This window comes from Bacillus cereus (assembly GCF_015071065.1).
Taxonomy (GTDB): Bacteria; Bacillota; Bacilli; order Bacillales; family Bacillaceae_G; genus Bacillus_A; species Bacillus_A cereus_BA.
On record NZ_VOVA01000012.1, the window covers coordinates 1 to 26,710 of the forward strand.

Consider the following 26,710-nt stretch of genomic DNA (forward strand, 5'->3'; position numbering starts at 1 on the left):
CCCTCTAACATAATGCTTACATGTATGTTAACAAGGAAGTCTATCATTTCGATAACATAACTATTACAAAAGTCTTGCAACGATCTTATTTCTGTTCTGAAGTAACAGGAAGAGTAAACCAAAATTCACATCCCTGTTTCCCATCTTGGCGGTCCCGAACACCAATTTGTCCTTTATGCAGTTCAACTAGCGATTTTGCAATAGCTAAACCAAGCCCAGAACCTCCAGATTGTGAACTTCTTGATGGATCCGTTCTAAAAAAACGGTCAAATATACGCAATTGATCATCTGGAGAAATCCCTTTTCCTTCATCACACAAAGTGAATTGAACTTGCTGCTTCTGTTTATTTTCCTCTACAATTAATTCGATTGTTCCACATGTAGGAGAATGCCGAATCGCGTTATGCAACAAATTATTGATAACTCGTGCTACTTTACATGGCATAATCCAAATTCGTGGTAATGTCTCAGAAACATGCAATTGCAAATCAATCTCTTTATCTTGCAATAAGATATCATGTGAATCTATTACTTTTAATAGAATGCTATCTACATGTATTAAACTTGGATGAAAAACTTCTTGTCCAAGCTCTAACTTAGAAAGATCAAATAAATCATTAATTAATCCACTTAATCGTTGTATATCATTTAGGATTGTCTTTAAATATTGTTGTTTCATATCAGGGTCTTCAATTAATCCATCTTGTAACGCTTCTATCATCAATTGTATGCTAGCCATGGGTGTTCGTAAGTCGTGGGAAATATTCGCAATCAGCTCTGTACGTGCTTTTTCTCCTTTTTCTAACTTAGCAAAACTTTCGTTTAGTTTTTTGGCCATTTCTTGAAACGCTTCCGCTAATTCTTTAAACTCTTCTGGTTCTTTCCCTATTATGTACATCGTTCCAAATTGTCTATCACTAAATTGTTTGGTTAAGGCAATTAAATTTTGAATAGATCTCATTATAGGACGTGTCATTAACCAATAAATGATCGTAGAAATAATCATGGCTACAATTACTATTACTATTAATAATCGTGTCTGTTCTGGTCTAAGTAACATTTGTCTTTCACTGTACCATATAGAAATTACCATGATACCCGTGCTTAATAGATTCATCAATAAAAGTTGATTTCGTAACTTCATTTATCGTTTCCTCCATCTGGTTCAAAACAATAACCGATGCCCCAAACCGTATGAACCCAACGATTCTTTGTTGTAGGCTTCTCCAATTTCTCACGTAAACGACTCATTAATACAGTTACTGCATTTGTGCAGCCTTCATACTCAAATCCCCAAATTTGTTCAAGAAGTTGAGACCTTGAAAACACCTGTTTAGGATGTTTTGCCATGAGATAAAGCACCTCAAACTCTTTCACCGTTAGCTCTATTTCATATTGACAAACAAATACACGTCTTTTCGTTGGATCAATTTTCAAATCTAGAAACTCTATCATTCCTGATTCAGGCTCTATTCCTTGAGGTGTTACTTGATTTCCTCTTCTTAGTATAATTTGTACCCTTAATACTAATTCACGAGGCGAAAAGGGTTTTGTTACATAATCATCTGCCCCCATTGTTAATCCTAAAATCCGCTCCCTTTCTTCTCCTCTCGCGGTTAACATAATAATAGGTACATTGGAATGTTGGCGAATTTCCTCACATAGTTCCCAACCATCTTTTTCTGGCATCATCAAATCTAAAATAATTAGATCTGGTTGAAATTGTTGAAATACATTCCATCCTTCTGCTCCGTTCACAGCAGTGTATACCTCATACCCTTCCCTTTCTAAGTACCGTTTACATATCTCCCGTATATTATCTTCATCTTCTATAATTGCAATTCTTGTTTTCATACATTAAATCTCCTCTGTTCCCTCATCAATGGCGAATGATATAAAATCAATATTCGTAAGTTCATATTAGTTTATATACATTACATTTTTCTTTCAAAAATATAACAAAACCCTTTCACAAATATCATAAAAAATTATCACTCAAGTAAAAAAGTTTCTTTTTCTATAGCTGAGAAAAAGAAACTTTTCACTTTAAAGATATACATGTGACTTAACCTAAATGGTATTTAGAGCAATCTTCTTTTCCCTAAATTAATTTTTTATCTCCCGTTACATTATAAATCTAACTTTTTAAGTGAATTTTGAAAGGAGCCTCTTACTTCTATGCATAAAATATAACGTCTACTGAAACTAGAAGTTGTACTTCAAATTCAAGTTACATTATCTCTATTAAATCCATTTTTCTTTGCCTGATCAAATCACTTCAGACCACCTATATTTCTACAAGATAATAGTTTGATTTTTCATTTTCAGAGATTTATTTGCTAGTTATGATTACATGCTATTTGGACTAACATCACCAACTCAGTCACCGTTATAAATTGGGAAAAACAGAGTAACAGTAGTTCCTTTCCCAACTTGGCTTTTTATACTTATTTTCCCACCATGACTTTCAATAATTCGATAACTCATCATGAGCCCAACACCCGTCCCTTTTTCTTTTGTACTATAAAAAGGTTCACCTAGTCTTTTAATTCTTTCTGAAGGAATACCTACCCCTTTATCTAAAATACAAATCTTGACCTCGGTACTATTATGTTTTTTCACATTAATAATGATTTCTTGACCATTTTGTATAGCCTCAATAGAATTTTGTAAAATACTATAGAAAACTTGTTTTAATTGAATTTCGCAACACTCAACTAATAAGTTTTCAACATCCACATTTAATGTAATACGAATGTTCTTCATTATTGCTTGTGTACTTATTAAGTCGACCACATTATTTAATATAGTACAAAGGTTTTTAGGCTCAAATACTGCAGCATTCGGTTTTGCAATAGATAAAAATTCTTGAAGAACTGTTTCAATACTGCTGATTTCAGAAAGTATTAGGCTTAAATATTCTTTATCCTCCCCTACTTCCTGCTGCAATAATTGCATGAACCCTTTAATTACTGTTAATGGGTTACGAACTTTATGAGCGACCCCAGCTGCCAATTGCCCTACTGCATTAAGGGTATCTGATTTCTTTAATAATTCCGTCGTTATTGTACGCTCTGTAATATCACGTACAATAATCATAATTTTATCCTCAAAAAGCGGTAAAAGTCTTGCTTCAAAATAATAAATTTCATCATCTAGTTGTAGAGAATAATCTATTAATACAGGAGCGGATGAAGTTTTTATTTGATTAATAGCCTTCTCAAATTGCTTTATGATAGGAACTGGTAATATCTCTTGGAATTTCTTCCCTATAAATTCTTCAATTGGAACATAAAATTTGGATATAGAATTTACTTTACAATCCTTAATGGTCCCATCAAGTTCTGATAAAAAATACAAATCAGGAATTGCTTTAAAAATTAATTCTAGTTCAGTCGAGGTTTGTTTAAGTTTCTCTTCCATCCTCTTACGCTTAGTTATATCAATTCCAATTGCTCCGACACTCCATCCTAAAGTTGGAATACTATGTAAAATATTGGACCACATAATAGTTTTTATCTCACCATTTTTACATGTGATATCCATCTCCCAATCTCTAAAATCGTGACCATTTCGCAACAAATCGTTACGATTAGGTCTATGAGGATCTAGCAATTTCATCGCTTTTGGATTGTTAATTATTTCATCTGCATTATATCCAGTTACTAATTCACATTCCCGATTCCACATAATAATATTTCCTTTTTCATCAATAGCATTAATCATAATCGGCATATTTTGTAATATACTGCCTAAACAATTTCCCTCATGATTTGTTATCGCATTCATTTGTGAATCTTTTTCATGAATTTTTTTAAGGTGTAATTGTTGTGTTGCCATCTCTTCAATTAGATTTGCAATGCATTTAAAATATGTTATATGAGAATCCGCAATAACCTCTTTATTAATACTTGTTCCTATAACAAAGGTTGCTATACGTTCCTGCTCAATAATGATGGGAATATGAATTTCTTGGGAAAATTGGATTTTTTGATTACGAAAAAAAGGGTCACCTTTGGAAAATATAATATTTTGATTATTATCAAGGAGACAGAATGGAACTTTAGTTAAATTATAAAATTGCTCTGTTATATTCTTAAACTCGTTTATATTTATAAGATCTTTAAGTGTGTATTTCATTATTTAACCCATCTCCTTTATATTTACTATATCTTTAAGACTCCCAATATAAATTTTCAAACTAGAAACAATTAACAATTACCTATTACAATGATAATCTTGTTCTGAATTACCATAGGATTAACCGCGTACTTGTATAGAGTAATAAAACAAGGGTTTAAAACATAAAAGACCGCAAAGCTTTCTTAAAAAACGCTCTGCGGCCTTATACTTTCTTGTTTCACCTAAATAAAAATCAATTGTATTTCTTTCTTAATCAACGGCACGCTATAAGTAAATCTATTATCTTCTTACTTTTATATAAACTATTTAATTCTAAATCATACTGATAAACCTAGTTTATAATCATTGTACAAACAAAAAATAATCTATATTTCCCTATTATCTTTACTAATTTTAATATTTACAAACTAAGCAATTACAACGTTTCATCATCCCTATCAAATCTCGAAATCTTATGTTGTATCATATCTTCCATCTTAAAATGAGCATAAATTTTTGATTAATAATGTTTTCATTTAAATGCTATTGGTTTATTCATACTATTTCCCTTTATGTTTAGATTCATAACATGAGTATGTCCAAGTTTGATAATACATTTTTATTCACCAAAATTTTTTGTCCCCTCCTAAAGACATTTTTCATGCTCTCCTCCGTAATATAAGTCTATTTTGATAACAAAAATAGCTTTTGTAACTTTTGTAACTGATTTTGTAATTAATGAAACCAAACATAAACCAAACGAAAACGAAACATAAACCAAATATAAACCAAACATAAACCAAATATAAACCAAATATAAACCAAACGTAGCACAAACACAGGCCAATACCAAGTTTTAGATAAAATCTTATATCCCCCCACATGGCAACTATATTCACAATTTATTGTAGATGATAAAAAACAGTTGCTAAAAAAATCTCTTGTTTAATAAATAAAATTTGTAAAACTGTAGTACTAAAAATTATCAGCACGAATGATAATTTTTATAAAAAAGAGAGTCTCATTTTTCAATGAGACTCTCTTTTTTATATACTTAAACAGAATTTTCAGCTCTATCATTCAAAATACATACTCGAGTGAAAACTACCATAGTTTCACTAATTTGCGGAAATGCTACAAGAATAATCATTAACCAAAGTGATGGTACTGAGACTTTTTTCATTTTTAATATCCTCCTATAACTTTGAAAATCTCAGAAATAAAAAGACTTTCTTAGCTACGGAACAGGAGGGGCCATTATAGCTAGTATACTTTCATTTAAATTTTTATCACCTTTAATAGAAGGTTCCTTTACTCTTTCTAAATCTTTTATAACTACTTCAATTATTGTAGTAAATGGGTTAATTGCTCTATTAATTGCCTTAGAGGAAAAGTATGCAGATGAAAAATAATTCTTGCATTCGTACTTTAACAATTATGAATTGACCAATCAAAAATATAATGCAGTGACCGCTGTCAAGTAGACAGGGTTTAAAAAGCTCAACTAAGTAACTGAACTGCACCTCCAATTGTTAAACAATGTTTAACAATTGGAGGTGCAGTTTTTTTTATGGCTAAATTTTCTCAAAAAGAAAAATACAGGCGGTAAGGCGATATTTAGATGGTAATGAAGGTAGAAAAATAAATGCCAAATCTATAGCTTCTCATTTACATAATAAAAAGAGGGGGTGCCCCATACCCATCAAGCTAATATTTTGAGACACCCCCATAACAAAAATTTCGGTTCCATTTGGATAGAAAAACACTAAATATTATCGGTTTGGGATTATTTGTTTCTTAAGTTAATTGGCTTACGAGTTGGATTCATATATAAGTTATTTCGAATTGCACCATAATCGGTCATTGGACAGTCCATGTAGGTTCTATATCCCTATCAAATGGTGTTTGCACCAGAACCTTGAAACATATCAGAGTTTATACTAAAATGATAGGTTTAAACTCACCCGTTACTTCCTGATAACCATTATTGCTTTCATATGGCTTCTCTTTCTCAAGATCAAATTTTTCTATAATCGGTAAATCGTTCACAGAGAAGAAGAACGTATCTTCTAACGCTACGTGTTCATGGACTGCCCAGTTCGGAATAATAAAGTAATCACCTTGTGACCAGTCAAATCGAACGCCGTTAATTATGCTGTAACCTGAACCTCTAAACACTTGGTAAATCGTCGAATGCGTGTGGCGGTGAGCTTTTGAATGAAATCCTTTTGGAAGCTTCTGCATCCATGCTCCAATATTTGGATTCGCCGTTTGACCGTTTGATGGGTTAATAAATTCTACGGCATAACCATCATATGGATCTGGCTCAAAGCGCGATAATCCCTCAATAGCTTTCAATGTTTGGTTCCATCTATAAGCACCAAGTGGGGCTGCCTTAGGATGACGATCGGAAATTGGGCGAACCATACCACCTTCATAGCGCTGTGCAGAATAGTTATCTGGTACTTTCGGTTGTTCGATTCTTTCAGGGTAAGACTCGAAGAACGTACCACCCATCATATAGATTGTCGGGATATCGAGAACATCCATCCAAATCATCGGCTCAGTACCTTCATGGCCATGGCCATGCCAGAGGTTTTTTGGGGTAATAACGAAATCTCCTTCTTCCATGAAAATACGTTCCCCTTCAACAATAGAGTAAGCACCTTCACCCTGTGTAATAAATCGAAGGGCATTTTGTGTATGACGATGAGAAGGGGCTATTTCATCCGGCTGAAGCAGTTGGACTGCTGCATAAAGCGTTTGTGAAGTAGATGCCCACCCCCACGGCTGACGATAGTCTAAACCAGGGTTTTGAAGATAGATTGCTCTTCGTTCACCACCGCGCTCAGGAGTGAAAATTTGTGCCGCTTCTCCTAATTTTTTCTCGAGTAAATCCCATTTCCAGAGATATGCCTGTGCATGTGGCTCAGGCTGATGATGCATCAATTCTGGAATTGCCTCCCAAAGTGGCCCAAGATTGTATTGTCGAATATCTCTTGTAAAGTCCTGAACTATTTTACTTTTAAAAAAATCCATTTTTTCTGCCATTCTCTATTCCTCCTGTTCCATTACTTATTGACCTTGGATAAATTGCGCTCAATTTGTCCTAAATGCTTACTCGTATGTTCAACAAGTAAATGATCCACGATAAATAAAATAGACTTTGTACCAAAACGAGGATTTCGGCTAGGTGCCTTCATCGCTAATTTCTCCTCATCTAATTTGTTAAGCGTTTGCTCTACTTGTGGTTTTAGCGCTTCCAACTCTTTTAAAACATCGGATGAAGAAGTGTTGTCAACCTTACTTTTGTTTACAGCAGCTAAACGTTCCTCATTCTGCAAACCTCGCCCCCACTCTTTACCTGAAGTCTCTAAAAGCTGTTCAATTTCATCAAGCCAATAAGGAACCGCTTCGACGAGATGACAAAGGATTTGCATAACAGACCACTCTTCTTCATTAGGGTTCCAACGAAGTACATCGTCGGAGAGCCCTTCTGCTTTTTGAATTACTTGATCAAGCGACTGTTGAACGGATTTAACGGAATCTTTAATCTTTAAAATAGTCATCATTTTTTTATCCCAACTACTTCTTTGACACTCGTTACACGGTTTTCAAGAGCACCAATTTTATCAATCTCAATTTTGACAACGTCTCCTTCTTTCAAGAAGACTTGTGGAACGCGTGCAACTCCTACTCCTCCTGGCGTACCTGTTAAAATGATATCTCCAGGCTCAAGCGTCATTAAGTTTGATAAAAATTCAACTAAGTACTGAACAGAGAATACTAGATTGGCAGTATTAGAACGTTGACGTTCTTCACCATTAACAGTTAAAATAACTTCTAGACTAGCAGGATTTTGAAGTTCATCAGATGTTACTAACCACGGTCCCATTGGTGCGCTTCCTTCAACAGTTTTACCCTGCAGCCATTGAAGAGTGCGCCTTTGAAGATCGCGGTACGTTACATCATTAGCAATAGTGTATCCAACTACGTACTCAAGGGCCTCTTCTTGTGATACGTTTCTTGCACGTTTTCCAATTACGAAAGCAAATTCTGCTTCGTAGTCAAGCTGTTCTGAAATTGGATAAAATGGAATGTCATCTTGTGGGCCAATGACCGTATTAGCAAATTTAGCGAATACAACCGGGTATGATGGAAGCTCACGTTTCATTTCTAAAATATGCTCGCGATAATTGTGACCAACACAGATTATTTTTCCAGGTACCGGCACTGGTGCTTCAACTTTTACTTCATTTAAATCATATACAAGTCTGTATCCATTGTCGGTTTTATTTTCTACTGCATAGTCAATTGCATTTTGAGCAAGCTCCAAGCTTTCTTTTCCACCTTGTAAAAATCCAGTCATGTCTGCCGGAACAAATGCATCGGCAATTTGTTGGGCGCGAATTTTCCCTTCTGATGCAAGTAAAGACTTATAGGCAACATGCAGATCGATGACTTCTTCGTTGACAATCGCTCCAACACGTTGTGTCATTCCTTCGCGGCTAAATGTAACTAATTTCATTTCCATATCCTCCATTCATATCATTCTTCATTATTAAGTATTTGCTTTAATTGCTGGGAGATATCCGCTAATCTCGTGAAAGATAATAAGATACTTTAAGGCTTCTATATAGTCAGCAACATATATAGTAGGCTCTTCCAAACAACGATTCCCTTATTCTATAAAGCTTCTTCATGCGTCTTAAACGAGATAAAATGTATCCCCTTCTGGCCCAAGTGGCAGGTAACCTGCTTCAAGCAGTTCTACTATAGGTAAAAAAATATTCGGTTCTTCAGCTAGTACAGCTGTACAAATCAGTATACTGACATACATCGCATGCCCTACAAGAAACTGAACCGTTTTTTCTTCACCAAACGTATGGAAAGCTCTTGCAAAAGCATTATGAAATACCGCTTCTGGTACGATATCCACTACCTTCTCAAGCAATGATTCATTACCAGTTTTATTTATTTTAGCTTTCAATTGACCTGGTACTTTTTCTAAAATTCTCCAAAGGTTACTTCCCTCAAAGGTAAGACGTTGGATGGCATCGGACACCTGATCTTTGGACAACCATTTTACTTCATATTCATTTACACCCAGTGTTCGCATAAATTGATTTACCTTCTCCACTGCACCTTCTGGCTGTTGACCTGCCTGTTTATACCAATCAATAGCTAGTAAACGTTCTATCCAATCATTCACTGTACGAGCACCCGTCCCATGTTTCTCCTCATTCAGCATAACTACCATTAAGTTCCTCTCCTTTTTCCTTTGTCCTTATGCTCAGGTCCGCTTTTTCGCGAGAATTGGCTTCTCTCTTTGCATTAATATTTCGTTGTCAGTTCAGGTGGACCAAATTTCGGACCATACGGACCTTCATCAAGCCAGCGACCAAGTCTTGGGACAATGGATGTGAGCGAAGCAGCGACTGCTCGTTTCATATCAATTTCTTTTGCCTCTCCCTGCAAATGGTGGAGTGCGGTTGTAGATCCATCGCGGTTCCACTGGGCTGCAATTCTCCGTTCTGTTGCTGAAGCTCCGATCGCTTCACGACGTATTTCCTCCGTATCCGCCCTAAGGGCTTTTTCAATGCCGCGTACCGCAATAATCGCATCCGGCACACCGGAATTCAGTCCGCGAGCACCGAATGGTGCAAACAAATGAGCTGCTTCTCCAGCCAAAAGAACTCGATGCTTTTCATCCGTAAATGAATTAGCGACTACTTGATGGAAACGATAAGAAGATACCCAGGTAATGCGCTCTGCATATTTCGGATCCATTACTTTAGACAGCCACTTTTTCACACCTTCAATATTTGTAAATTCTTCAACGTCGTCGTCTTCAAGTAATTGAAGATCAACGCGCCATCCACCTTTAAAAGGAACGAGCATTACGTTACGGCGATCCATTGCTGGGTGATGATAATGGAAAATTCGTTCAAGAGGAAGGGGACTTTCTTCGTCCTCCTTGACATCCACAACGAGGAATGTATCGTTTGTGCGTGGTCCTTCTAGCTTAAGACCCGCCTGTTCACGAACCACTGAACGGGCGCCATCTGCTCCAATAATATACTTCGATTCCCAAACATCACCTGATTCGGTAATTAATGTAACCCTATTGTCCTGAATGTTTAGTTTAGCGACAGGTGCTCCCCATACAAACTGTACTCCGGCTTCAATGCAGGCGTTATAAATATGTTTTTCAATATGGTCTTGATGAAGCGCAGTAAAATGCGGCAATTTATTTGGATCTTGGTTGTTGGTGACCCCATAATTTTTCACATATACTTCTTTTCCTTTATAAAGCGTTCGCTTTACTGGCCAGATAATTCCGTTTTTGGCTAATTCAAATCCTAGTCCTTTTGATGTTTCTTCCAGCAGTTTTAATGTAACGCTGTGTAGGTAGATTGCACGGCTGCCTGGACGCGGACGGTCTTTCGGTTCCGCTTCGATAATCACGCATGAGATCCCTTTTTTTTGTAGCGCCAACACGGCTGTCAACCCAACTGGCCCAGCTCCAACCACAATCACATCACATTTATTTACACTATTCATGAAATTACGCCCCATTTCTAAGTTTTATGGCATATATAAAGATAAAAGGTTATAGCTATGAATGATGAACTTGCTAAAATCTATTACTGTTTTAGGAGTATCATCTGAATTAAATGGTAAAAAGGTGATTGACTTCTTTCTTATCTGTCAACAATTGCTTCAATTCTTCACTATCTCTACATTTTCAGGCATCATTTTTTCTCGGATATGGTTCGGAATTGGATGAGCTTTCGGCTTTTCTTTAAATGATGTCCAAGCCCGAATTTCATATCCTTCCGCTACCATCTTTTCATCTTTGAGAAACATGTGGCTTATTTTGAATACTTTTTGGTGCAATTCCACGACTGAGCTGCGAACAGTCACATGATCTTCAAAAAATAGCGGACTCTTAAAATGACAATTCGCTTCAAGAAGTGGAACACTGATTTGCTGCTCAACGTACAAGGTAGATGATGGCGACCCTATAGCAGCTAAAAACTCATGTGTGGCATCATCCATCCATTTATAAAAGTTCGGATAAAATACAATTCCCGCGGCATCGGTATCTCCCCATCTTACTCTAAACTTGTAATCTACGATCATTTCCACCAACTCCTTTATACTTTTTCGTCAATAATTCATTGAATATTCAATGAATTATTGACGAAAAATCCCAACGATCTATTTCTGTAAAATAATTTATCGCTCTATTACAATCGTTCCCAAATCGATGCTATCCCTTGCCCCCCACCAATACAGACAGCAGAAGCTCCATACCTTTTGTTACGCCTTTTTAATTCATAAGCAAGGGAAAGGGTAATTCTTGTGCCACTAGCTGCAAGTGGATGACCTAGCGCAATCGCACCGCCATTCACATTTCCTTTCTCTGGGTCAAAGCCTAGCTCTTTCTGGCATGCTAAATACTGTGCAGAGAAAGCTTCATTGATTTCAATTAAGTCTAAATCTTCCATTCTTAATCCCGCTTTTTGTAAAGCATTTTGAATCGCAGGTACTGGTCCAATACCCATGTATTTTGGGTCAACACCAACCACATCCCAGGAAACCAGTCTCGCAATAGGTTTCAGGCCGTTCTCTTCTGCATATTCGCTTGATGTGACAATAACAGCCGCAGCACCATCAACCATGCCACTCGCGTTCCCAGGTGTTACAACGCCATTTTCGATAAAGCGGGCCTTTAGTTTACCGAGCTTTTCCATGCTCGTTTTCCGAACATGTTCATCTTCTTCAACCACTTTGCTTCCTTTTCTGTCCGGAACCGTTATCGGAACGATTTCTTCCTTCAAATATCCTTTTTCCATCGCTGCCAGCGCCCGCTCATGACTTAATAATGCATGACTGTCGATTTCTTCACGAGTGATTCTATATTTTTCTGCTAAATTTTCCGCAGTAACAGCCATACTACATCCACCATACGTATCATATAATCCATCCCACACCCAATCTTCTATAATAGGCCCACCCAACGGGCTCCCCCATCTCATTCCAGGAATCACGTGCGGGACTTGACTCATACTTTCCGTTCCTCCGGCCAACACCACTTTTGCTTCACCGTTCATAATATAGCGTGCGGCCGTTAAAATGGCTTCTACACCAGTTCCACATAAGCGATTGATTGTCAATGCAGGTACATGGATGGGAAGTCCTGCTTTTAAACCCACATGACGAGCGAGATAATGTGCATCTTTACTGGACTGCTGGACATTTCCAAATACGACTTGATCTATTTCCTCTGGATCGATTTTCGCTTTACGAATCGCTTCTCGGGCTGCTTCTGCTCCTAAATCTATTGCGGAAATCTCTCTAAATGTGCCTGAAATTTCCGTAAATGCAGTACGTGCCCCTTCTATCAGTACGATATTGCTCACTTTATCCATCCCCTCTTCATTTAAGCGTTTTCATTTCAAGATGTTTTTTACTTTTCATATAAATCCTCGGTTAATTTTGCTTTCATTTCAAAACGTGGTAGCGATTCTTCTGAAACGAGTTGAACATCAGCCGTAAAAAATAGTTTAGCTCGTAACACAGATTCGATTTCTTTCTTCAATGTGCCTTTTTCGTTTTCATTTAAGCCTTTTGAATACTCCACTTTAATTGGAAGCGGCGCCTCCGCTAAAGGTGGCTTCTCTTTTAGTAGAATCCGAATTTCACCTGTTGTTTTCGGCCTAAAACTATTTACTACATCCTTAATCGCTGATGGGAAAACATTCACTCCACGAACGATTAACATATCGTCAGTTCGGCCAACACAGCGCAGACGGAAACTACGTCGCCCACACTTACATGGCGTTGTATCAACTTGAACTAAATCTCTTGTTCTGAATCGGACAAGCGGGACACATTCGCGGTCAATAGCTGTATAAACCAGTTCGCCCTTCATATGGTCGCTATGTGGAACAACTTCTCCTGTTTCAGGATCAATAATTTCGCAAATGACGTAATCCGATCCGATGAAGTGCATACCATTCTGCTCTTGACATTCACTGAACATCACGGGAGCCATATCGGCATTTCCCATCGCTTCCACGACTTTGCAACCCCAATCCTGTTCAATTTTTTTACGAACCTCAGGTAATCCCCCACCTGGCTCTCCACCAACAGACATGAGTTTAATACTTAACTCGGAAGGCTCCATATTGTAATTTTTTCTGACAAATTCAGCTAAATGGGATGCATAAGATGGCGTACAGAACAAAGCATCAGCTTCGAAGTCGATGATGCTTCTGATGACCCGATCCGAAGCACCTGTACCAATCGGAATAAAAGTGGCGCCTAACCTTTCTATTCCATCCTTGAAGGAACTTCCAACAAAGAAGGAAAGGCCCATCGCGAAAACAACTTTGCTTTCTTTTCTAATCCCATGAGTATATGCAGCTCTTGCTAGCATCTCTGTCCAAACATCATAATCATGTCTCGTGATTCCAACATAAGTCGGTCGGCCAGTCGTGCCAGACGATGAATGCACACGAACAACTTCTTTCATATCGACAATCGCATGCGAACCTAGTGGCGGCAATACATTTTGGCTTTCCCTGATCTCCTGCTTATAGGTAAACGGCAGTTTTGCTAAATCAGTTAACTCTTTAATATCGCTTCTTTCAATACCTAGATCTTTAAACTTGTTCTGATAGAATTTCGAATTCCCAAAAATATAATCCAGTTGTTTTTGAAGTTTTTGAGATTGAATATCCTCTACGTGAATGGTAGGCTCCATAAAAACTTCTTTTTTCTTTTCAGAGATCATCATTATCGTTCTCCCTTTAATGTAATTGTTTTCATAATTACTATTTTGAATTTTATCACAATGTTTTGTCATTTATAAATTGAACATTCTTCTATGCGGTAATTTTATTTTTATTTTTAGAATATTCAATCAAAAATATTTTCTTGTATAAAACAGTCTTCATAACTTAACCTTTCTTCGTCGCTTTATATTGCTACAAATCAACACGGTGAATGGTTAAAGGTGCAGGACACAAAAAAAGTTTTCTTATCGTCAGAACAGTAAGAAAACTTTTTTTGATACTTATTCTTTATTAATTATTCCTGTATAAAGATTTTTCCAATTCTATCGTGGCTTCTATCACCATTTTTACATATGTATTAACAGAGGAAGGCTGAATACGTTGCTCAGGACCAATTAATTCAATGGCAGCTATAATGTCTCCGCTCTCATTTTTTACTGGTGCAGCAATTGATGTTAATCCAGAGGAAAAGTTGTTATAACTAATTGCGTACCCCTTTTCTTGAACGTGCAATAACTCTGTTAAATCATACTGAAGCTTATCTATTTTATTAAATGTTGCTTCCATAGAAATAATTCCCTCTATTTCTTCTTCCGATTTAGTGGAAATTAACACCTTTCCTGCGCTTGTACTTAAGATAGGCTGAGATTTTCCTACGTACGTCAATCCGTCATAAATAGGGCGATCGGAATCTACTGTATTAACATAAAAAGTTTGATTATTATATAAAATGCAGAGCGAGGATGCCTCGTTCACCTTTTTAGCCAGTGCATACAAAATTGACGTAGATGCATTATATAGGGCCAAATCTTTTATTAAAACTGATTCTAATGCACGTATAGAAATACCGAGACGATATTTATTATTTATATTATCTTTTGCAATGAATCCTTCCTTTTTAAGCGTGGACAGCAATCGATGAGCTGTACTGTCAGCAATCGAAAGCCGATCTGCAATCTCTTTCACACTAAAATCTGGTTCTTCAACGCTAAATACCTCCAGTATACGTAATGCATTTTCAAGTGATGAAAAGCTTCTTCGTTCCATTACCTTTCCTTCCTTCCTTCTTATTCTATAATCATATTAATAAATATATCCGAGACTTTTCGAAATGTCTTTTCCTGCTTTCACCACACCTTCTACAATTTGTGAAATGTCTATCCGATTACTAGGGCCAGTGATACTGATCGAAGCGACGACAGATTCATTATAATCGTAGATAGGAGCTGCAATACTGGTTATGCCTTCGCTAAATTCATCTATACAAACTGCATATCCTTGCTTTTTGATTTGACTAAGATGACTCTTTAATTCTCTTACATTTCTAACCGTTTTTGAACTAAACTGATAAAATCGTTGCAGTTCAATCGTTTTAATAATTTTTTCCTGTTCTGTTTGCTCTTCAAAAGCAAGAATAACTTTTCCGCATCCAGTGCAGTATACTGGATTATTCTTTCCAATATGGGAAGATAATCGGACTGGATGTAACCCTTCCATTTTGTCCAAATAAATCGTTTCTGTTCCTTCTAAAACTCCAATATGAACAGCTTCACCAAAATCGTTGACTAGTTTTTTTAAAATTGGACGAGCTTCTCGGTGAATTTCCATTGTTGTTTTGACAATACCGGATAATTTTAAGATCGACAGACTAAGCCTATATTTTTTAGTTCCTGACCTCCTCTCCAAATACCCATAGTTTTCCAACGTATTCAAAAGGCGCTTTGTAGTACTAATACTCATGGATTTTTTTCTAGCAATGTCTGACAATGTCCATTCCCGTTTTTCTACTGTGAACAAACGTAAGATTTGCATAGCGTTTTGCACAGTCTGAATTGTATAATCTCTATTAATTTCATTCACCCCTTTAAATTCTCAACTACTTTGTAATACATATTACTTTCTTTATATCAGATTTTAGCAATTGTTAAATGTAATAAGAAATTTTTTTCCTTTCTCAAAAGCCTTCTATCAATAGAATAACAAAAAGGATAGCTCAAATGTACTTTTTTACTCTATCCGTCTAATCAGGCTCTCGTACATTGTTTAGATGGATAAGCCTCTTATTATTGATAAAATCCCCTGCTCGAAAAGAAATATTTTAACTGATATCGATAGATCGTTTATAAAAAACATTATTTTCTTAATTTTTAGAAAAATTAAACAGGATTGTCATATAGCAGAATTTTGTTATTTATATACGACAAAAGCCCGTGTTACTATCAATCCAATTATTAAAAAGGGGGTGATTATTTTGAAATTACAAAGAGAAAAAGGAAAAGTAGAAGCGCAAAGTCAAAAATACCGTAATGAGAAGTTTATTAAGCAGCTGGATTATATTTTTGAGAAATCCAATTTTTATAAATAGTAATCTGCTAAACATGGAATCCGTAGATTAGATATTAAATATTTAGCAAACCCAAAAATGTTAGCGTTTACACCGAAAAGTAATTCCGCTAAAGCTAAAATATGTCCTACTACTAACAAAATTATCTTTTACAGCAGAAGTTTTGTTAGTTCTTGATGGGAGTTTACCTAGATTTAAAATGAAGGCGAAACTGACTGGAAATGCTCTCTGATTTGCGATTTAGGAAAATCCGTCAGATCTGTGAGTATATTCACCAAAGTAATTTGCTAAATATTGTAGAGCCTACTGATAATTCGTTATTTTAGGAGGGAATGTATAATATGAATTCATTGCATCAATCAATTGAGAGTACAACAATCAAAAAAACAATGATACGCATTTTACCATTTACGTTTATATGTTATGTCATTGCTTATTTGGATCGTGTGAATTTAGGCTTTGCAGCTTTGGAAATGAATGCAAAGCTGGGGTTATCTGCAGAAGCTTTTGGGTTATTATCAGGTATTTTCTTTCTTGGGTATTTCCTATTTGAAATACCCAGCAATATGATCATGCACAAAGTTGGCGCGAAAGTTTGGATCGCTCGAATTATGATTTCATGGGGTATCATAGTAGTTTTAACAGCATTTGTACAATCGGCCGCACATTTGTATATTGCTCGTTTTTTACTCGGAATTGCTGAGGCAGGATTTTTCCCAGGAATTATTTTATATTTTACATATTGGTTTCGAAATAAAGAAAGAGGACGTGCTTCCGCATCTCTCGTTATGGCTTTACCGATTGGTACGATTATAGGAGCCCCATTATCAACCTGGATTATGGATAACATTGCATGGTATGGGATAGTTGGTTGGAGATGGATGTTTATTCTCGAAGGCATCCCAGCCATTATTTTAGGAGTTGTCACGCTGTTTTACTTAAATAATCGTCCGAAAGATGCTACATGGTTAAAAGAGGAAGAAAAAAATTGGCTAGAAAATGAACTGGATAGAGAAAGACGTCAAAGCCTTGCAGTAAATAAAGTATCGAAATTAGAAATGTTTAAAGACTCGAAGGTATGGAAATTGGCTTTTATTTACTTTGCTAATTATACAGCAATGTACGGTCTTGGTTTTTGGCTTCCGAGTATCATTAAATCATTTATCACTAGTTCGAATAATATGGAAATTGGCTGGTTAACGATTATACCGGCACTAATCGGGATCCCTTCCATGTTACTCTTTGGATGGAGTTCTGATAAAAGAAATGAGCATAAGAAACATTTGATTGTAAGCTTCCTTATTGCAGCTTCAGGTTTTATTATGTGTGGGTTTGCTGATAGTGCATTGACGATGATCATGTTGATTGCTTTCGCAGCGATTGGACTGTATGGATTTGTAGGCGCCTTTTTCTCATTTATGACCCTGTTTTTCACGGAATCAACTGCACCAGCCGGCATTGCAACGGTTAATGCATTTGCGAGTTTAGGTGGATTTTTTGGCCCAATGATCTTCGGACAATTAGCCATTTCAAACGGGATGTTCGTGATTGGTGCATTAGCGATTTTGGCTTGTGCGGTTATCCTATCTCTCAGACAAAATGAATTAAGTATTGTAAGTGGAAAAGAGGATATAGATAAAAGTACTTTTAATCAGTAATATTTTGGGAACTGTAATCGTGAAAATAGCGACATAAGGAATCAGGTTTAAGGTCCCAAACATATTTATTAAAAATGTTTGATGATTCATTGTGTTCAGTACAAATAGCGCGTAACTATAATAACAGTTACATGAGTTAGACACTTGATTTCTAATAGAAGATTTCCTGTAAATCAAGCTGTATAAATAATTTTCAGGAGGGTACAAGTATGGAAATATCAGGAAACCACCCCTCATCAAAGAAAGAAAAAGCAGAAATAATGAATAAGCCAGTAAATGATTCGGAACTAGGAACCAAAAGTATTCCGTTACTATATTTACGGTTTGCTTTGGCAGGAATTATGGCGAATGCGATTCTTGGAGTGGTAGCGATTGTCGATGGTTATTTCGTCAGCGGCTTTCAGGAGCTAGAAATCGAAGGGATCGGAATTGGATTTACGGTCACGGTTATTACCCGTATGCTTGGCGTTCTTTTTGGGATAGGAGCCGGAGCGGTCATTTCACTTCGACTTGGGAAAGGGAAAATCGAAGAAGCCAGGAGTATTATGGGACAAACTTTATGGTTTACTCTTTTTTTCTCCATTTTGCTAGCTGTACTTGGGGTAGTCTTTGATAATCAAATCATGACTTTATTCGGAGCGAGTCAAGATTCACTTCCATATGCGTTGAAATACAGCCGACCATTGTGGGTTGCATTGCCATTAACGATATTGGCAGTTGTACTAAGTATTTTAACCAATATCGATGAAAAACCTATATTATCAATGAACAGTTGGTTAATTGCGGCGGTTGTTGCCGGAATTACAGAATGGATTCTGGTAACGAAATATGACACGGGGATGATGGGTTCCTCATGGGCGAATACAATTGCGCAATCGATCCCTGTTGTACTCATCTTTTATTTTTGGTTCGGTAAAACAAAGCTTAAGCCAAAAATAAAAGATATGATGATTAATCTCAAGGTAATTGGTGAGGTGGCTTGGACAGGCTTTGCATCTTTTTCGAGCCAGCTCATGATGTTTTTTTCCATTATTTTCTTCAATAACTTATTGCAAAGCTACGGTGGTGGGCTGCACGTTGCTGCTTTCACAGTTCAAAACGGTTACATTACAAATCTGCTCGCCTTAGTAGCACTCGGTGGGATGACAGGACTTCAACCAATTATTAGTTTTAATTACGGTGCAGGCAATCTTGATCGTGTTCAACAAGCAATTAAGATTGGGATCATTTTTACTGTTACCTTATTTTTGATTGTGACAGCTTTACTAATCATTTTTGCAGATCCAATTATGTCATTTTTCTCTGGAGGTAATCCGAATCTACAGAAACTAGGAATCTGGACGACAATCGTATTTAATTGCATGTTTACATTAAATGCCGTTAGTTTGCTTATCGCTGGTTATTTCGAATCACAAGAGAAAAACTGGTCCGCAACGTTTATTAATGTGGGCAAAATGTTGTTTTTTTCATTCCCGTTCATGTTTATTTTCCCAAAATACTGGGGAGTTGATGGTATTTGGTATTCCGCTCCAGCTGCTGAAATTCCAGGTGTTCTTATTGCGATTTATTTTCTTCGAAAAGAGTTGAAACGTTTAAAGGAAGCAAAAGTAACATAAGCATACTCATATCAATTCATCTTTTAAAATTATTTACAAGAAAGAGAGATGATGAGAATGTTTTTTTGCGAAAAAAATTATAAAATGAACCATGAGATCAATTTGAAATAATGTGAAATTGTGAGCGGTATCCAATCTTTCGTCATATGCGATTGTTGCTCATGTTACAGAAATTAAATTCAGAATATTAAAAATTCAGGAGGTCACTAATGAACATAAATCAAAAAGCTGACATTGTTATTTCAAGTAATGCTGTTTTTACAGGTCTTACGGATAAGCCCATCCCTGCTTATATCGCCATTATTAATAATAAGATTGCAGCCATTGGTTCTGAAAAGGACGTGAATCAGTTGATCGGACCAAATACTGAAGTACATCATTATTCCGATCAACTGATTATGGCTGGCTTTCATGATTTTCACTTGCATATGTTATTTGGAAGTCTTGCAGAAGACAGTGTTTTTCTAGCCGATGCACGCTCAGAAGATGAAGCGATAAAAATGGTAACTGATTTTGCTGATTCAAGACCGGAAGATCCATGGATTATTGGGTTTTGCTGGGATTCAAACAATTGGGACAACAAGGGGCTTCCCAATCGTTCTGCACTCGATCTCGCGCTCCCTGATCGTCCTGTTATTCTCTTTCATATGGAAGGGCATTATGTCTGGGTAAACAGCAAAGGGCTTGAGATTGCGAGTATTAATCGAAATACAGATAATCCGCCCCACGGAATTATTGCAAAAGATGAAAATGGAGAACCAACTGGTATTTTGTATGAGACAGCGATTGCACTAGTGTCGAATCATGCATTTAATTTTTCAAGGGAACACCGTATGAGAATGATGAAAAGATTTCTCGGACAGGCGGCTGCGCTGGGTGTGACTTCGGTTAACGATTTATACGGATCGCCTGCTATGGAAAAATTACAGGATTATGAATTGCTTGGTGATCTGGATAAGAACGGAGAATTAACTGCGCGAATTCATCTTTCACCTCCCTTAAATGATGATATGGAGCGTGCGAAACAATTGCGTGATACTTATGCTTCAGGCAAGCTTCGAGTATCGGGACTGAAACAGTTTGTTGATGGAGTACTAACTGGCTATACTGCATATTTAGTTGAACCATATTCAGATAAACCAGAAACCTTCGGGGAAACAGCTGTTTCTCCAGATACGATGAAAAAATGGATAGTAGAGGCTGATCGAGAAGGCTTTCAAATCCGTATTCATGCGATTGGTGATGGTGGGATTCGCCTAACTTTGGATGCTTTTGAGGAAGCACAGAAAAAGAACGGTAAGCGAGATGCAAGGCATTGTGTAGAACATGTAGAGGTTATTCATCCGGATGAGATCGCGCGTTTCCAAAAACTTGGAGTGATCGCATCAATGCAACCAGAACATTTGGGTCTTAGTAAGGAGCAACGGGTAACTTATGTTTCACGTATTGGAAAAGAACGTGAGCCCTTTGTTTTTGCAATGAAAACTTTAAAGGATTCAGGTGCAATGTTGGCTTTTGGTACTGATTATCCAATTGTACAATTAAATCCAATGCTAGGCATTTACCGTGCGCTAACAAGAATTGGATATGATGGATCACCGACAGAAGGATGGAATCCGCAGGAACGGCTGTCACTATCCGAAGTCTTGAGAGATTATACGTTATCCCCTGCCTATGGATCATTCAGAGAAAAGGAATTAGGCACACTTGAAGTGGGAAAACTGGCAGATCTTGTTGTGTTAAACAGAAACCTCTTCGAAATCTCAGTTGAAGAAATACGAGACGTTCGAGTAGTCTTAACGATGGTTGATGGAGCTATCGCTTTTCAAGATAATTCTGTATGCAAGAAAGTCCCTTTATAAAGAAAAAACGAAAAAGGAACGAATGTTCCTTTTTTTGTTTTTTCTTTATACCATTTCTCGTATACATACATCGGTTGGTTGAAAATACGCTACCATAAGTTTTATCATGATGCTTTCCTGACCCTTTTAGCTAATTACTCTAAAGCATCAGGTGACATATATCGTTGCAACTCTTTAGAAAACAATTCTAGTTCATCAAAAATTGATAGGTTCATATCAAAAACGCCATCCTTTCCTAGAATTCTACAGAAAGAATAGCGTATTTTTTCATTTTAGGGGAATTTTGTTTTGTTAGCTTGATAGCGAATACTTTAAATTAATTCTATTTATATAAATATACTTTAATACAAATTATTATTTCATTCAAATAGTGATTTATAGCCATTACTAAACACCAAAATTAATAGTTATCCTTCTAAATAAATCAACAATATTTTAGAATGCTAGTATCAGTATGTCTAAGTTTTAGAGATTACTTGCATCAATTTTAAAGTTTTTACACCAGAACCTTCCTTTCAACTAATTTTGGGTACCTATTTAGATAAAACACCACGTAACATTACAAGAGTTACGTGGTGTGCAAACTATAACATATTAAATTTTCACTGATTGTTCTTCTTGATAGATAATTTCACCATCAATAATAGTTGTTTCTACTTTTAAATCTTTAATTTGATTTGGATTGATACTTAAAATGCTGTCATTTAGTATAACTAAATCCGCTAACTTTCCGGCCTCTATGCTTCCTTTTATCTCTTCTTCAAAACTCGCATAAGCACCATTCCATGTGTATAGTTTAATAGCTTCCATTACGCTTATAGATTGATTAGTACCAAACTCCATTCCAGACTTGGTTTTTCTATTTACAGCAACATGAATTCCTAATAAAGGATTATAGTCAGTAACTGGTGCGTCCGATCCACCTGCTGCAATGATGCCACGATCAATAAAATCACGAACAGCGTACATGTGATTAACACGATCACCATAGTGCCGGTCATAAATCTCTCCGAATTCATATGGAAATGGAGGGTTTGGAATAGGAATCACTTCGAGTGTTTTCATTCTCTCTTGTAAATCTGGTGAAGAAATTCCCGCGTGTTCGATTCGATGACGGTGGTCTTTTCTTGGTGATTCCTGAAGCGCCTTTTCTACACAATTTAAATACATTTCAATGGCTTTATCACCTTGTGCATGTACAGTGATCTGATAGCCTTTTTTATGAGCTTCACCTAAAACCTGATAGATTTCTTCCTCACTATAATAAAGAATGCCAGAATTGTTAGAGTCACTCGAGTACGGCTCACGGGTTGCAATTGTAGGCCCAGTGCTACTTCCATCTGTAAACATTTTAGCTGGTCCAACTTTGAATCTCTCATCTCCGGTACCAGTTACCACACCAGCTTCGACCATTTTATTAACAAATTCATGGGAGTTATTTAACTGACATATCATTGCATATATTCGGACACGAATATCCTTACTCTTCACAGCTTGTTGTAGTAAACGGTAACTCTCCGGTCCAAATCCACCTGCGTCATGTATGCTTGTTATGCCCGCTGCAACGAAATGATCTGATGCAATTTTCATAGCCTTCAGCATTTCACTTTCTGTATAACTAGCAACCTCGCTCATTTCCATATTTGCTGCTTCAATTAACTTTCCTGTAAGCTTTCCAGCCTGATTCTTTTCAATAACTCCTCCACTCGTGTTCGGTGTGTTCTCGTTAATTTTCGCAATTTCTAATGTTTTGCTGTTCACTACGCTTATGTGGTTGCAAGTACGTGATACAATAATAGGGTGCTCAACTGAAATTTCATCCAGCTCAGTAATTGTTGGATAACGCTTTTCCTTCACAGCGGTTTCATTAAAGCCCCAGGCACGTATCCATTCACCTTTTGGAGTTTCTAAGGCCTTCTTTTTCAAGTCCTCTAACAAAGCTTCGATAGAATCAATATGTTCAGCTTTACAACTTACCGCCAACTGATTCAACCCATGAGCGATGAGATGAATATGAGAATCAATGAATCCAGGAAGAAGTGTTTTTCCTTGCAGGTCAATTACAGCCGTTTTTTCTCCTATTAAACTCTTAACCTCCTGATTTGAACCAACAACTGCGATACGATTATCTTTTATTGCAACAGCTTCGACTACTGTATTCTTTTGGTCTACTGTAATAACTTCTCCATTTATCAATACAACATCAGCTTTCATAAACTCAGCCCTTTCGGAATTACTGTTTTAGAGTGATTGGTTTAGTATTTAAAGCGCTATCTCTCGATAGGCTATTCCTCTTTTAAACAAGATTTATTAATAATTAATTAAAGTTGATATAAACATTCTTTCATTGTTTTAACGATAAAAGTAAAGTCTTCCTCTGTGATGCTTAATGGAGGAGCAAGCTGCAAAATATTATTGTAACCTGCAACAGTGTCACCATTTTTACCAATAATTAGACCTTTTTCTTTACAAGCATTGATGACTTTGTTCATCTTTTCAATGGTAGCCGGTTCTTTTGTTTGCTTATCTTCCACTAGTTCAATGCCTAAAAGAAGGCCCTTTCCGCGAACATCTCCTACGTTTGGATGTTCTTTTACATCCTCAAGTTCATATAACAGTCGTTCACCCAATTCTTTGGAACGTTCAATGAGTTTCTCATTCTCCATAATTTCTAAATTCTTCAAAGCTAAGGCGCAAGCTGCAGGATTTCCTCCGAACGTATTTACATGGCGGAAGCGATCATAATCATCACTGCCCACGAATGCCTCATAAACTTCTCGTCTAACTGCTGTTGCTGACAAAGGAAGATACGCACTTGTAATGCCTTTTGCCATTGTAATGATATCTGGTTTGACGTCATAATTCATAAATCCAAATGGCTTCCCTGTCCGGCCAAATCCACATATAACTTCATCACAAATGAGCAACGCACCGTGCTTCTCGCAAATTTCTTTTACTTTTGCCATATATCCATCAGGAGGCATTAAAATTCCGCCCCCGGTAATAATTGGCTCCATAATCACGCCGGCTACTGTTTGGCTTAACTCCCATGTCATGACACGATCGATTTCATCAGCACTTGCCAGTGTACGAACATCATCTGGATTGCGATACGTATCAGGCGGTGCTACATGCAGAAAACCTTGCCCCAATGGTTCATATTTATACTTTCGCTGTGCTTGACCTGTTGCTGCAAGAGCCCCCATTGAGTTACCATGGTAAGCACGATAGCGTGAAATAAACTTATAGCGTCCATGATCACCTTTTTGTTGATGATATTGACGAGCAATTTTAAACGCTGTTTCATTCGCTTCCGATCCACTGTTAGAAAAGAAAATGACGTATTCGTCATCAAGCCATTCATTCAATTTCTCTGCTAATTTAATAGCAGGAACATGGCTTTGTGTCAGAGGGAAATATGGCATTTCTTCAAGCTGTTCAAAAGCCGCTCTTGCAAGCTCTTTTCGACCATATCCAACATTCACGCACCAAAGACCGGACATACCATCTAAATAACGGTTTCCATCAATATCCGTCACCCATGCCCCCTCTGCTTTTGTGATAATTAAATTCGTTGGATTAGGGGCTGCTCCTTTCATTGCATGCCAAAGGTACTTTTCATCTGCTTTTTTCAAACTTTGTGTTTGTTCTGTCGCTTGCACAATCACCAACTCCATTCTATTCTTTTATGATTTCATATCACTCTTTCAATAACGAGCCGTAAGCATTTTCTTGCGAGTATAGAATTCTACGCCATCTTTTCCATTTGCATGGAGATCACCATAGAAAGATTTCTTATAACCTGAGAATGGGAAGAATGCCATTGGAGCAGGAACTCCAAGATTAACCCCAAGCATACCTGCATCAATTTCTTCACGGAATTCACGAATAGCTTTAGCACTATCGGTGTACAGGCATGCACCATTTGCGAATGGTGATGCATTAGCAACATGAATCGCTTCCATCAAGTCTTTTACGCGTACAACAGAAAGAACCGGTGCGAAGATTTCATCTTGCCAGATTTTCATTTCCTGTGTCACATTGTCAAAAATCGTTGGGCCAACAAAATAACCTTGGCTGTTTGCTGCATCGTCTTCACGTCCGTCACGAATAAGTGTCGCTCCCTGCTCTACACCGGATTGAATGTATCCGAGTGTCCGCTCTTTATGTCCGTCACGAATAACGGGACCAAGGAAAACACCTTCTTCCAGGCCATTACCAATAGTAATCGCATTTGCCTCTTGAAGCAGTCTATTAACGAGCTCATCTGCAACATCTTCTTCCACAACAACAACAGCCGCAGCCATGCATCGTTCACCAGCTGAACCGAAGGCAGCATTTGTAATTTCTTTCACTGTAGAACTAAGATCCGCATCTTTTAATACGATCGAATGATTTTTTGCCCCTGCAAGAGCTTGTACACGTTTGCCGTTAGCTGCTGCTGTTTTATATATATACTCAGCCACAGGTTGAGAACCAACGAAAGATACAGCCTTCACATCCTCATTGTCAAGAATGCCGTTAACGACATCATGTGCACCATGCACAACATTTAGTACTCCATCTGGAAGACCTGCTTCTTTAAACAGTTCAGCTATGCGATTAGCCAGCAATGGTGTTCTTTCAGATGGTTTTAATACAAACGTATTTCCGCATGCAATCGCGAGCGGAAACATCCAGCATGGCACCATCATCGGAAAGTTAAATGGCGTTATTCCTGCGATTACTCCGATCGGATAACGATACATCCCTGATTCAACACCGGTAGCAATATCGGGAAGTTGCTCTCCCATCATTAAAGTCGGTGCACCTGCAGCAAATTCAACACATTCAATCCCCCGCTGTACTTCACCGTATGCTTCTTGATAACTTTTTCCGTTTTCCAAAGTAACGAGTTTAGCTAACTCTTCCCAGTTTTCAATCAATAGCTGTTGATAGCGAAATAGAATCCGAGCACGCCGAGGCACAGCGACCCTTCTCCATGTTTTGAATGCTTCTTTAGCAGTTGCTACAGCTCTATCTACATCTTCTTTAGTCGAAAGCGGCACACGAGCAATAATCTCTCCTGTTGCTGGATTTGGTACATCTTCAATTTGTTTACTTGTTGATTCTATCCATTGTCCGCCAATATAATTTTTCAACGTTTGTACATTTTTCGTTACTACCATGGTGAAACCTCCTATTTTAAGATAACCATCCTATGTTATTGCACCCAAAAAAGAAAGCGTATTCATTTGACGGTATGTAAACTTATTTACAATACATTTCTTCAACATTACTAATCTTAATCTTATCCATTGCA

General features: G+C 37.2%; 20 protein-coding genes and 2 pseudogenes. 3 read left to right on the forward strand and 19 right to left on the reverse strand.

Annotation, left to right across the window (positions count from 1 at the left end):
- Positions 1–85: 85 nt before the first annotated feature.
- The 16 genes and pseudogenes from FT637_RS21835 to FT637_RS30680 form a co-directional block, all read right to left on the reverse strand.
- Positions 86–1,144, reverse strand: a complete 1,059-nt coding sequence (locus tag FT637_RS21835) for a sensor histidine kinase (protein ID WP_193648082.1) — start codon at positions 1,142–1,144, stop codon at positions 86–88.
- Positions 1,141–1,854: a response regulator transcription factor gene (locus FT637_RS21840; RefSeq protein WP_193648083.1), complete on the reverse strand. Its 714-nt coding sequence runs from the start codon at positions 1,852–1,854 to the stop codon at positions 1,141–1,143. Before FT637_RS21840 ends, FT637_RS21835 begins: the two co-directional genes overlap by 4 nt.
- A 525-nt stretch (positions 1,855–2,379) precedes the next feature.
- Complete coding sequence (locus FT637_RS21845) at positions 2,380–4,140, reverse strand: ATP-binding protein (RefSeq protein ID WP_193648084.1); 1,761 nt, start codon at positions 4,138–4,140, stop codon at positions 2,380–2,382.
- Between the two features lie 166 nt (positions 4,141–4,306).
- Positions 4,307–4,392: pseudogene (locus FT637_RS30675) on the reverse strand (IS6 family transposase); the annotation flags it as partial.
- A gap of 784 nt (positions 4,393–5,176) precedes the next feature.
- On the reverse strand, positions 5,177–5,305 hold the full coding sequence (locus FT637_RS30345) for a hypothetical protein (RefSeq protein WP_264675742.1): 129 nt from the start codon (positions 5,303–5,305) through the stop codon (positions 5,177–5,179).
- A gap of 752 nt (positions 5,306–6,057) precedes the next feature.
- Positions 6,058–7,173 carry a cupin domain-containing protein gene (locus tag FT637_RS21850; protein ID WP_193648085.1) on the reverse strand — a complete coding sequence of 372 codons (1,116 nt, stop codon included), beginning with the start codon at positions 7,171–7,173 and terminating at the stop codon, positions 6,058–6,060.
- Positions 7,174–7,193: 20 nt separating this feature from the next.
- The gene (locus FT637_RS21855; RefSeq protein WP_227493907.1) at positions 7,194–7,694 is read right to left on the reverse strand and encodes a DinB family protein; all 501 of its coding nucleotides are present in this window, start codon (positions 7,692–7,694) and stop codon (positions 7,194–7,196) included.
- Entirely contained in the window at positions 7,691–8,650 is a 960-nt protein-coding gene (locus FT637_RS21860; protein ID WP_193648086.1) for a fumarylacetoacetate hydrolase family protein, read from the reverse strand. Before FT637_RS21860 ends, FT637_RS21855 begins: the two co-directional genes overlap by 4 nt.
- Positions 8,651–8,830: 180 nt before the next feature.
- Complete coding sequence (locus FT637_RS21865) at positions 8,831–9,382, reverse strand: hypothetical protein (RefSeq protein ID WP_193648087.1); 552 nt, start codon at positions 9,380–9,382, stop codon at positions 8,831–8,833.
- A gap of 74 nt (positions 9,383–9,456) precedes the next feature.
- A complete protein-coding gene (locus FT637_RS21870; protein WP_193648088.1) occupies positions 9,457–10,686 on the reverse strand; it encodes an FAD-dependent oxidoreductase in 1,230 nt (409 codons plus the stop codon).
- A 159-nt stretch (positions 10,687–10,845) separates the two neighbouring features.
- Positions 10,846–11,268: an acyl-CoA thioesterase gene (locus FT637_RS21875; RefSeq protein WP_227493908.1), complete on the reverse strand. Its 423-nt coding sequence runs from the start codon at positions 11,266–11,268 to the stop codon at positions 10,846–10,848.
- A 107-nt stretch (positions 11,269–11,375) separates the two neighbouring features.
- Entirely contained in the window at positions 11,376–12,551 is a 1,176-nt protein-coding gene (locus FT637_RS21880; RefSeq protein ID WP_193648089.1) for an acetyl-CoA C-acetyltransferase, read from the reverse strand.
- 47 nt (positions 12,552–12,598) lie between these two features.
- Positions 12,599–13,930 (reverse strand): phenylacetate--CoA ligase family protein, encoded by a 1,332-nt coding sequence (locus FT637_RS21885; protein ID WP_227493910.1) that lies wholly within the window; start codon positions 13,928–13,930, stop codon positions 12,599–12,601.
- A 289-nt stretch (positions 13,931–14,219) separates the two neighbouring features.
- Positions 14,220–14,975 carry an IclR family transcriptional regulator gene (locus tag FT637_RS21890; protein ID WP_193648090.1) on the reverse strand — a complete coding sequence of 252 codons (756 nt, stop codon included), beginning with the start codon at positions 14,973–14,975 and terminating at the stop codon, positions 14,220–14,222.
- A 36-nt stretch (positions 14,976–15,011) separates the two neighbouring features.
- Positions 15,012–15,536 carry an IclR family transcriptional regulator gene (locus tag FT637_RS21895; RefSeq protein ID WP_227493913.1) on the reverse strand — a complete coding sequence of 175 codons (525 nt, stop codon included), beginning with the start codon at positions 15,534–15,536 and terminating at the stop codon, positions 15,012–15,014.
- Between the two features lie 78 nt (positions 15,537–15,614).
- A pseudogene (locus FT637_RS30680) lies at positions 15,615–15,788 on the reverse strand (helix-turn-helix domain-containing protein); the annotation flags it as partial.
- Between the two features lie 825 nt (positions 15,789–16,613).
- Between FT637_RS30680 and FT637_RS21900 the strand changes: the two are divergent.
- The 3 genes from FT637_RS21900 to FT637_RS21910 all read left to right on the forward strand — a co-directional run bounded on the left by FT637_RS21900 (position 16,614) and on the right by FT637_RS21910 (position 21,408).
- Positions 16,614–17,930 (forward strand): MFS transporter, encoded by a 1,317-nt coding sequence (locus FT637_RS21900; RefSeq protein ID WP_193648092.1) that lies wholly within the window; start codon positions 16,614–16,616, stop codon positions 17,928–17,930.
- A 209-nt stretch (positions 17,931–18,139) separates the two neighbouring features.
- A complete protein-coding gene (locus FT637_RS21905) occupies positions 18,140–19,546 on the forward strand; it encodes an MATE family efflux transporter (protein ID WP_193648093.1) in 1,407 nt (468 codons plus the stop codon).
- A 209-nt stretch (positions 19,547–19,755) separates the two neighbouring features.
- Positions 19,756–21,408, forward strand: a complete 1,653-nt coding sequence (locus FT637_RS21910; protein ID WP_193648094.1) for an amidohydrolase — start codon at positions 19,756–19,758, stop codon at positions 21,406–21,408.
- A gap of 594 nt (positions 21,409–22,002) precedes the next feature.
- On the opposite strand, the gene FT637_RS21915 is transcribed toward FT637_RS21910, so the two are convergent.
- The 3 genes from FT637_RS21915 to FT637_RS21925 all read right to left on the reverse strand — a co-directional run bounded on the left by FT637_RS21915 (position 22,003) and on the right by FT637_RS21925 (position 26,576).
- Positions 22,003–23,622: an amidohydrolase gene (locus FT637_RS21915; protein WP_193648095.1), complete on the reverse strand. Its 1,620-nt coding sequence runs from the start codon at positions 23,620–23,622 to the stop codon at positions 22,003–22,005.
- 107 nt (positions 23,623–23,729) lie between these two features.
- Positions 23,730–25,085: an aspartate aminotransferase family protein gene (locus FT637_RS21920; RefSeq protein ID WP_193648096.1), complete on the reverse strand. Its 1,356-nt coding sequence runs from the start codon at positions 25,083–25,085 to the stop codon at positions 23,730–23,732.
- 30 nt (positions 25,086–25,115) lie between these two features.
- Entirely contained in the window at positions 25,116–26,576 is a 1,461-nt protein-coding gene (locus FT637_RS21925; RefSeq protein WP_193648097.1) for a CoA-acylating methylmalonate-semialdehyde dehydrogenase, read from the reverse strand.
- Positions 26,577–26,710: the final 134 nt, after the last annotated feature.

Excerpts from the sequence above, each read along its gene's own strand:
- FT637_RS21850 (WP_193648085.1), bottom strand. The coding sequence starts at position 7,173 with ATGGCAGAAAAAATGGATTTTTTTAAAAGTAAAATAGTTCAGGACTTT.
- FT637_RS21870 (WP_193648088.1), bottom strand. The coding sequence starts at position 10,686 with ATGAATAGTGTAAATAAATGTGATGTGATTGTGGTTGGAGCTGGGCCA.
- FT637_RS21900 (WP_193648092.1), top strand. The coding sequence starts at position 16,614 with ATGAATTCATTGCATCAATCAATTGAGAGTACAACAATCAAAAAAACA.
- FT637_RS21920 (WP_193648096.1), bottom strand. The coding sequence starts at position 25,085 with ATGGAGTTGGTGATTGTGCAAGCGACAGAACAAACACAAAGTTTGAAA.
- FT637_RS21885 (WP_227493910.1), bottom strand. The coding sequence starts at position 13,930 with ATGATGATCTCTGAAAAGAAAAAAGAAGTTTTTATGGAGCCTACCATT.
- FT637_RS21855 (WP_227493907.1), bottom strand. The coding sequence starts at position 7,694 with ATGATGACTATTTTAAAGATTAAAGATTCCGTTAAATCCGTTCAACAG.
- FT637_RS21845 (WP_193648084.1), bottom strand. The coding sequence starts at position 4,140 with ATGAAATACACACTTAAAGATCTTATAAATATAAACGAGTTTAAGAAT.
- FT637_RS21905 (WP_193648093.1), top strand. The coding sequence starts at position 18,140 with ATGGAAATATCAGGAAACCACCCCTCATCAAAGAAAGAAAAAGCAGAA.
- FT637_RS21890 (WP_193648090.1), bottom strand. The coding sequence starts at position 14,975 with ATGGAACGAAGAAGCTTTTCATCACTTGAAAATGCATTACGTATACTG.
- FT637_RS21840 (WP_193648083.1), bottom strand. The coding sequence starts at position 1,854 with ATGAAAACAAGAATTGCAATTATAGAAGATGAAGATAATATACGGGAG.
- FT637_RS21835 (WP_193648082.1), bottom strand. The coding sequence starts at position 1,144 with ATGAAGTTACGAAATCAACTTTTATTGATGAATCTATTAAGCACGGGT.
- FT637_RS30345 (WP_264675742.1), bottom strand. The coding sequence starts at position 5,305 with ATGAAAAAAGTCTCAGTACCATCACTTTGGTTAATGATTATTCTTGTA.
- FT637_RS21860 (WP_193648086.1), bottom strand. The coding sequence starts at position 8,650 with ATGAAATTAGTTACATTTAGCCGCGAAGGAATGACACAACGTGTTGGA.
- FT637_RS21915 (WP_193648095.1), bottom strand. The coding sequence starts at position 23,622 with ATGAAAGCTGATGTTGTATTGATAAATGGAGAAGTTATTACAGTAGAC.
- FT637_RS21895 (WP_227493913.1), bottom strand. The coding sequence starts at position 15,536 with ATGGAAATTCACCGAGAAGCTCGTCCAATTTTAAAAAAACTAGTCAAC.
- FT637_RS21865 (WP_193648087.1), bottom strand. The coding sequence starts at position 9,382 with ATGGTAGTTATGCTGAATGAGGAGAAACATGGGACGGGTGCTCGTACA.
- FT637_RS21910 (WP_193648094.1), top strand. The coding sequence starts at position 19,756 with ATGAACATAAATCAAAAAGCTGACATTGTTATTTCAAGTAATGCTGTT.
- FT637_RS21875 (WP_227493908.1), bottom strand. The coding sequence starts at position 11,268 with ATGATCGTAGATTACAAGTTTAGAGTAAGATGGGGAGATACCGATGCC.
- FT637_RS21925 (WP_193648097.1), bottom strand. The coding sequence starts at position 26,576 with ATGGTAGTAACGAAAAATGTACAAACGTTGAAAAATTATATTGGCGGA.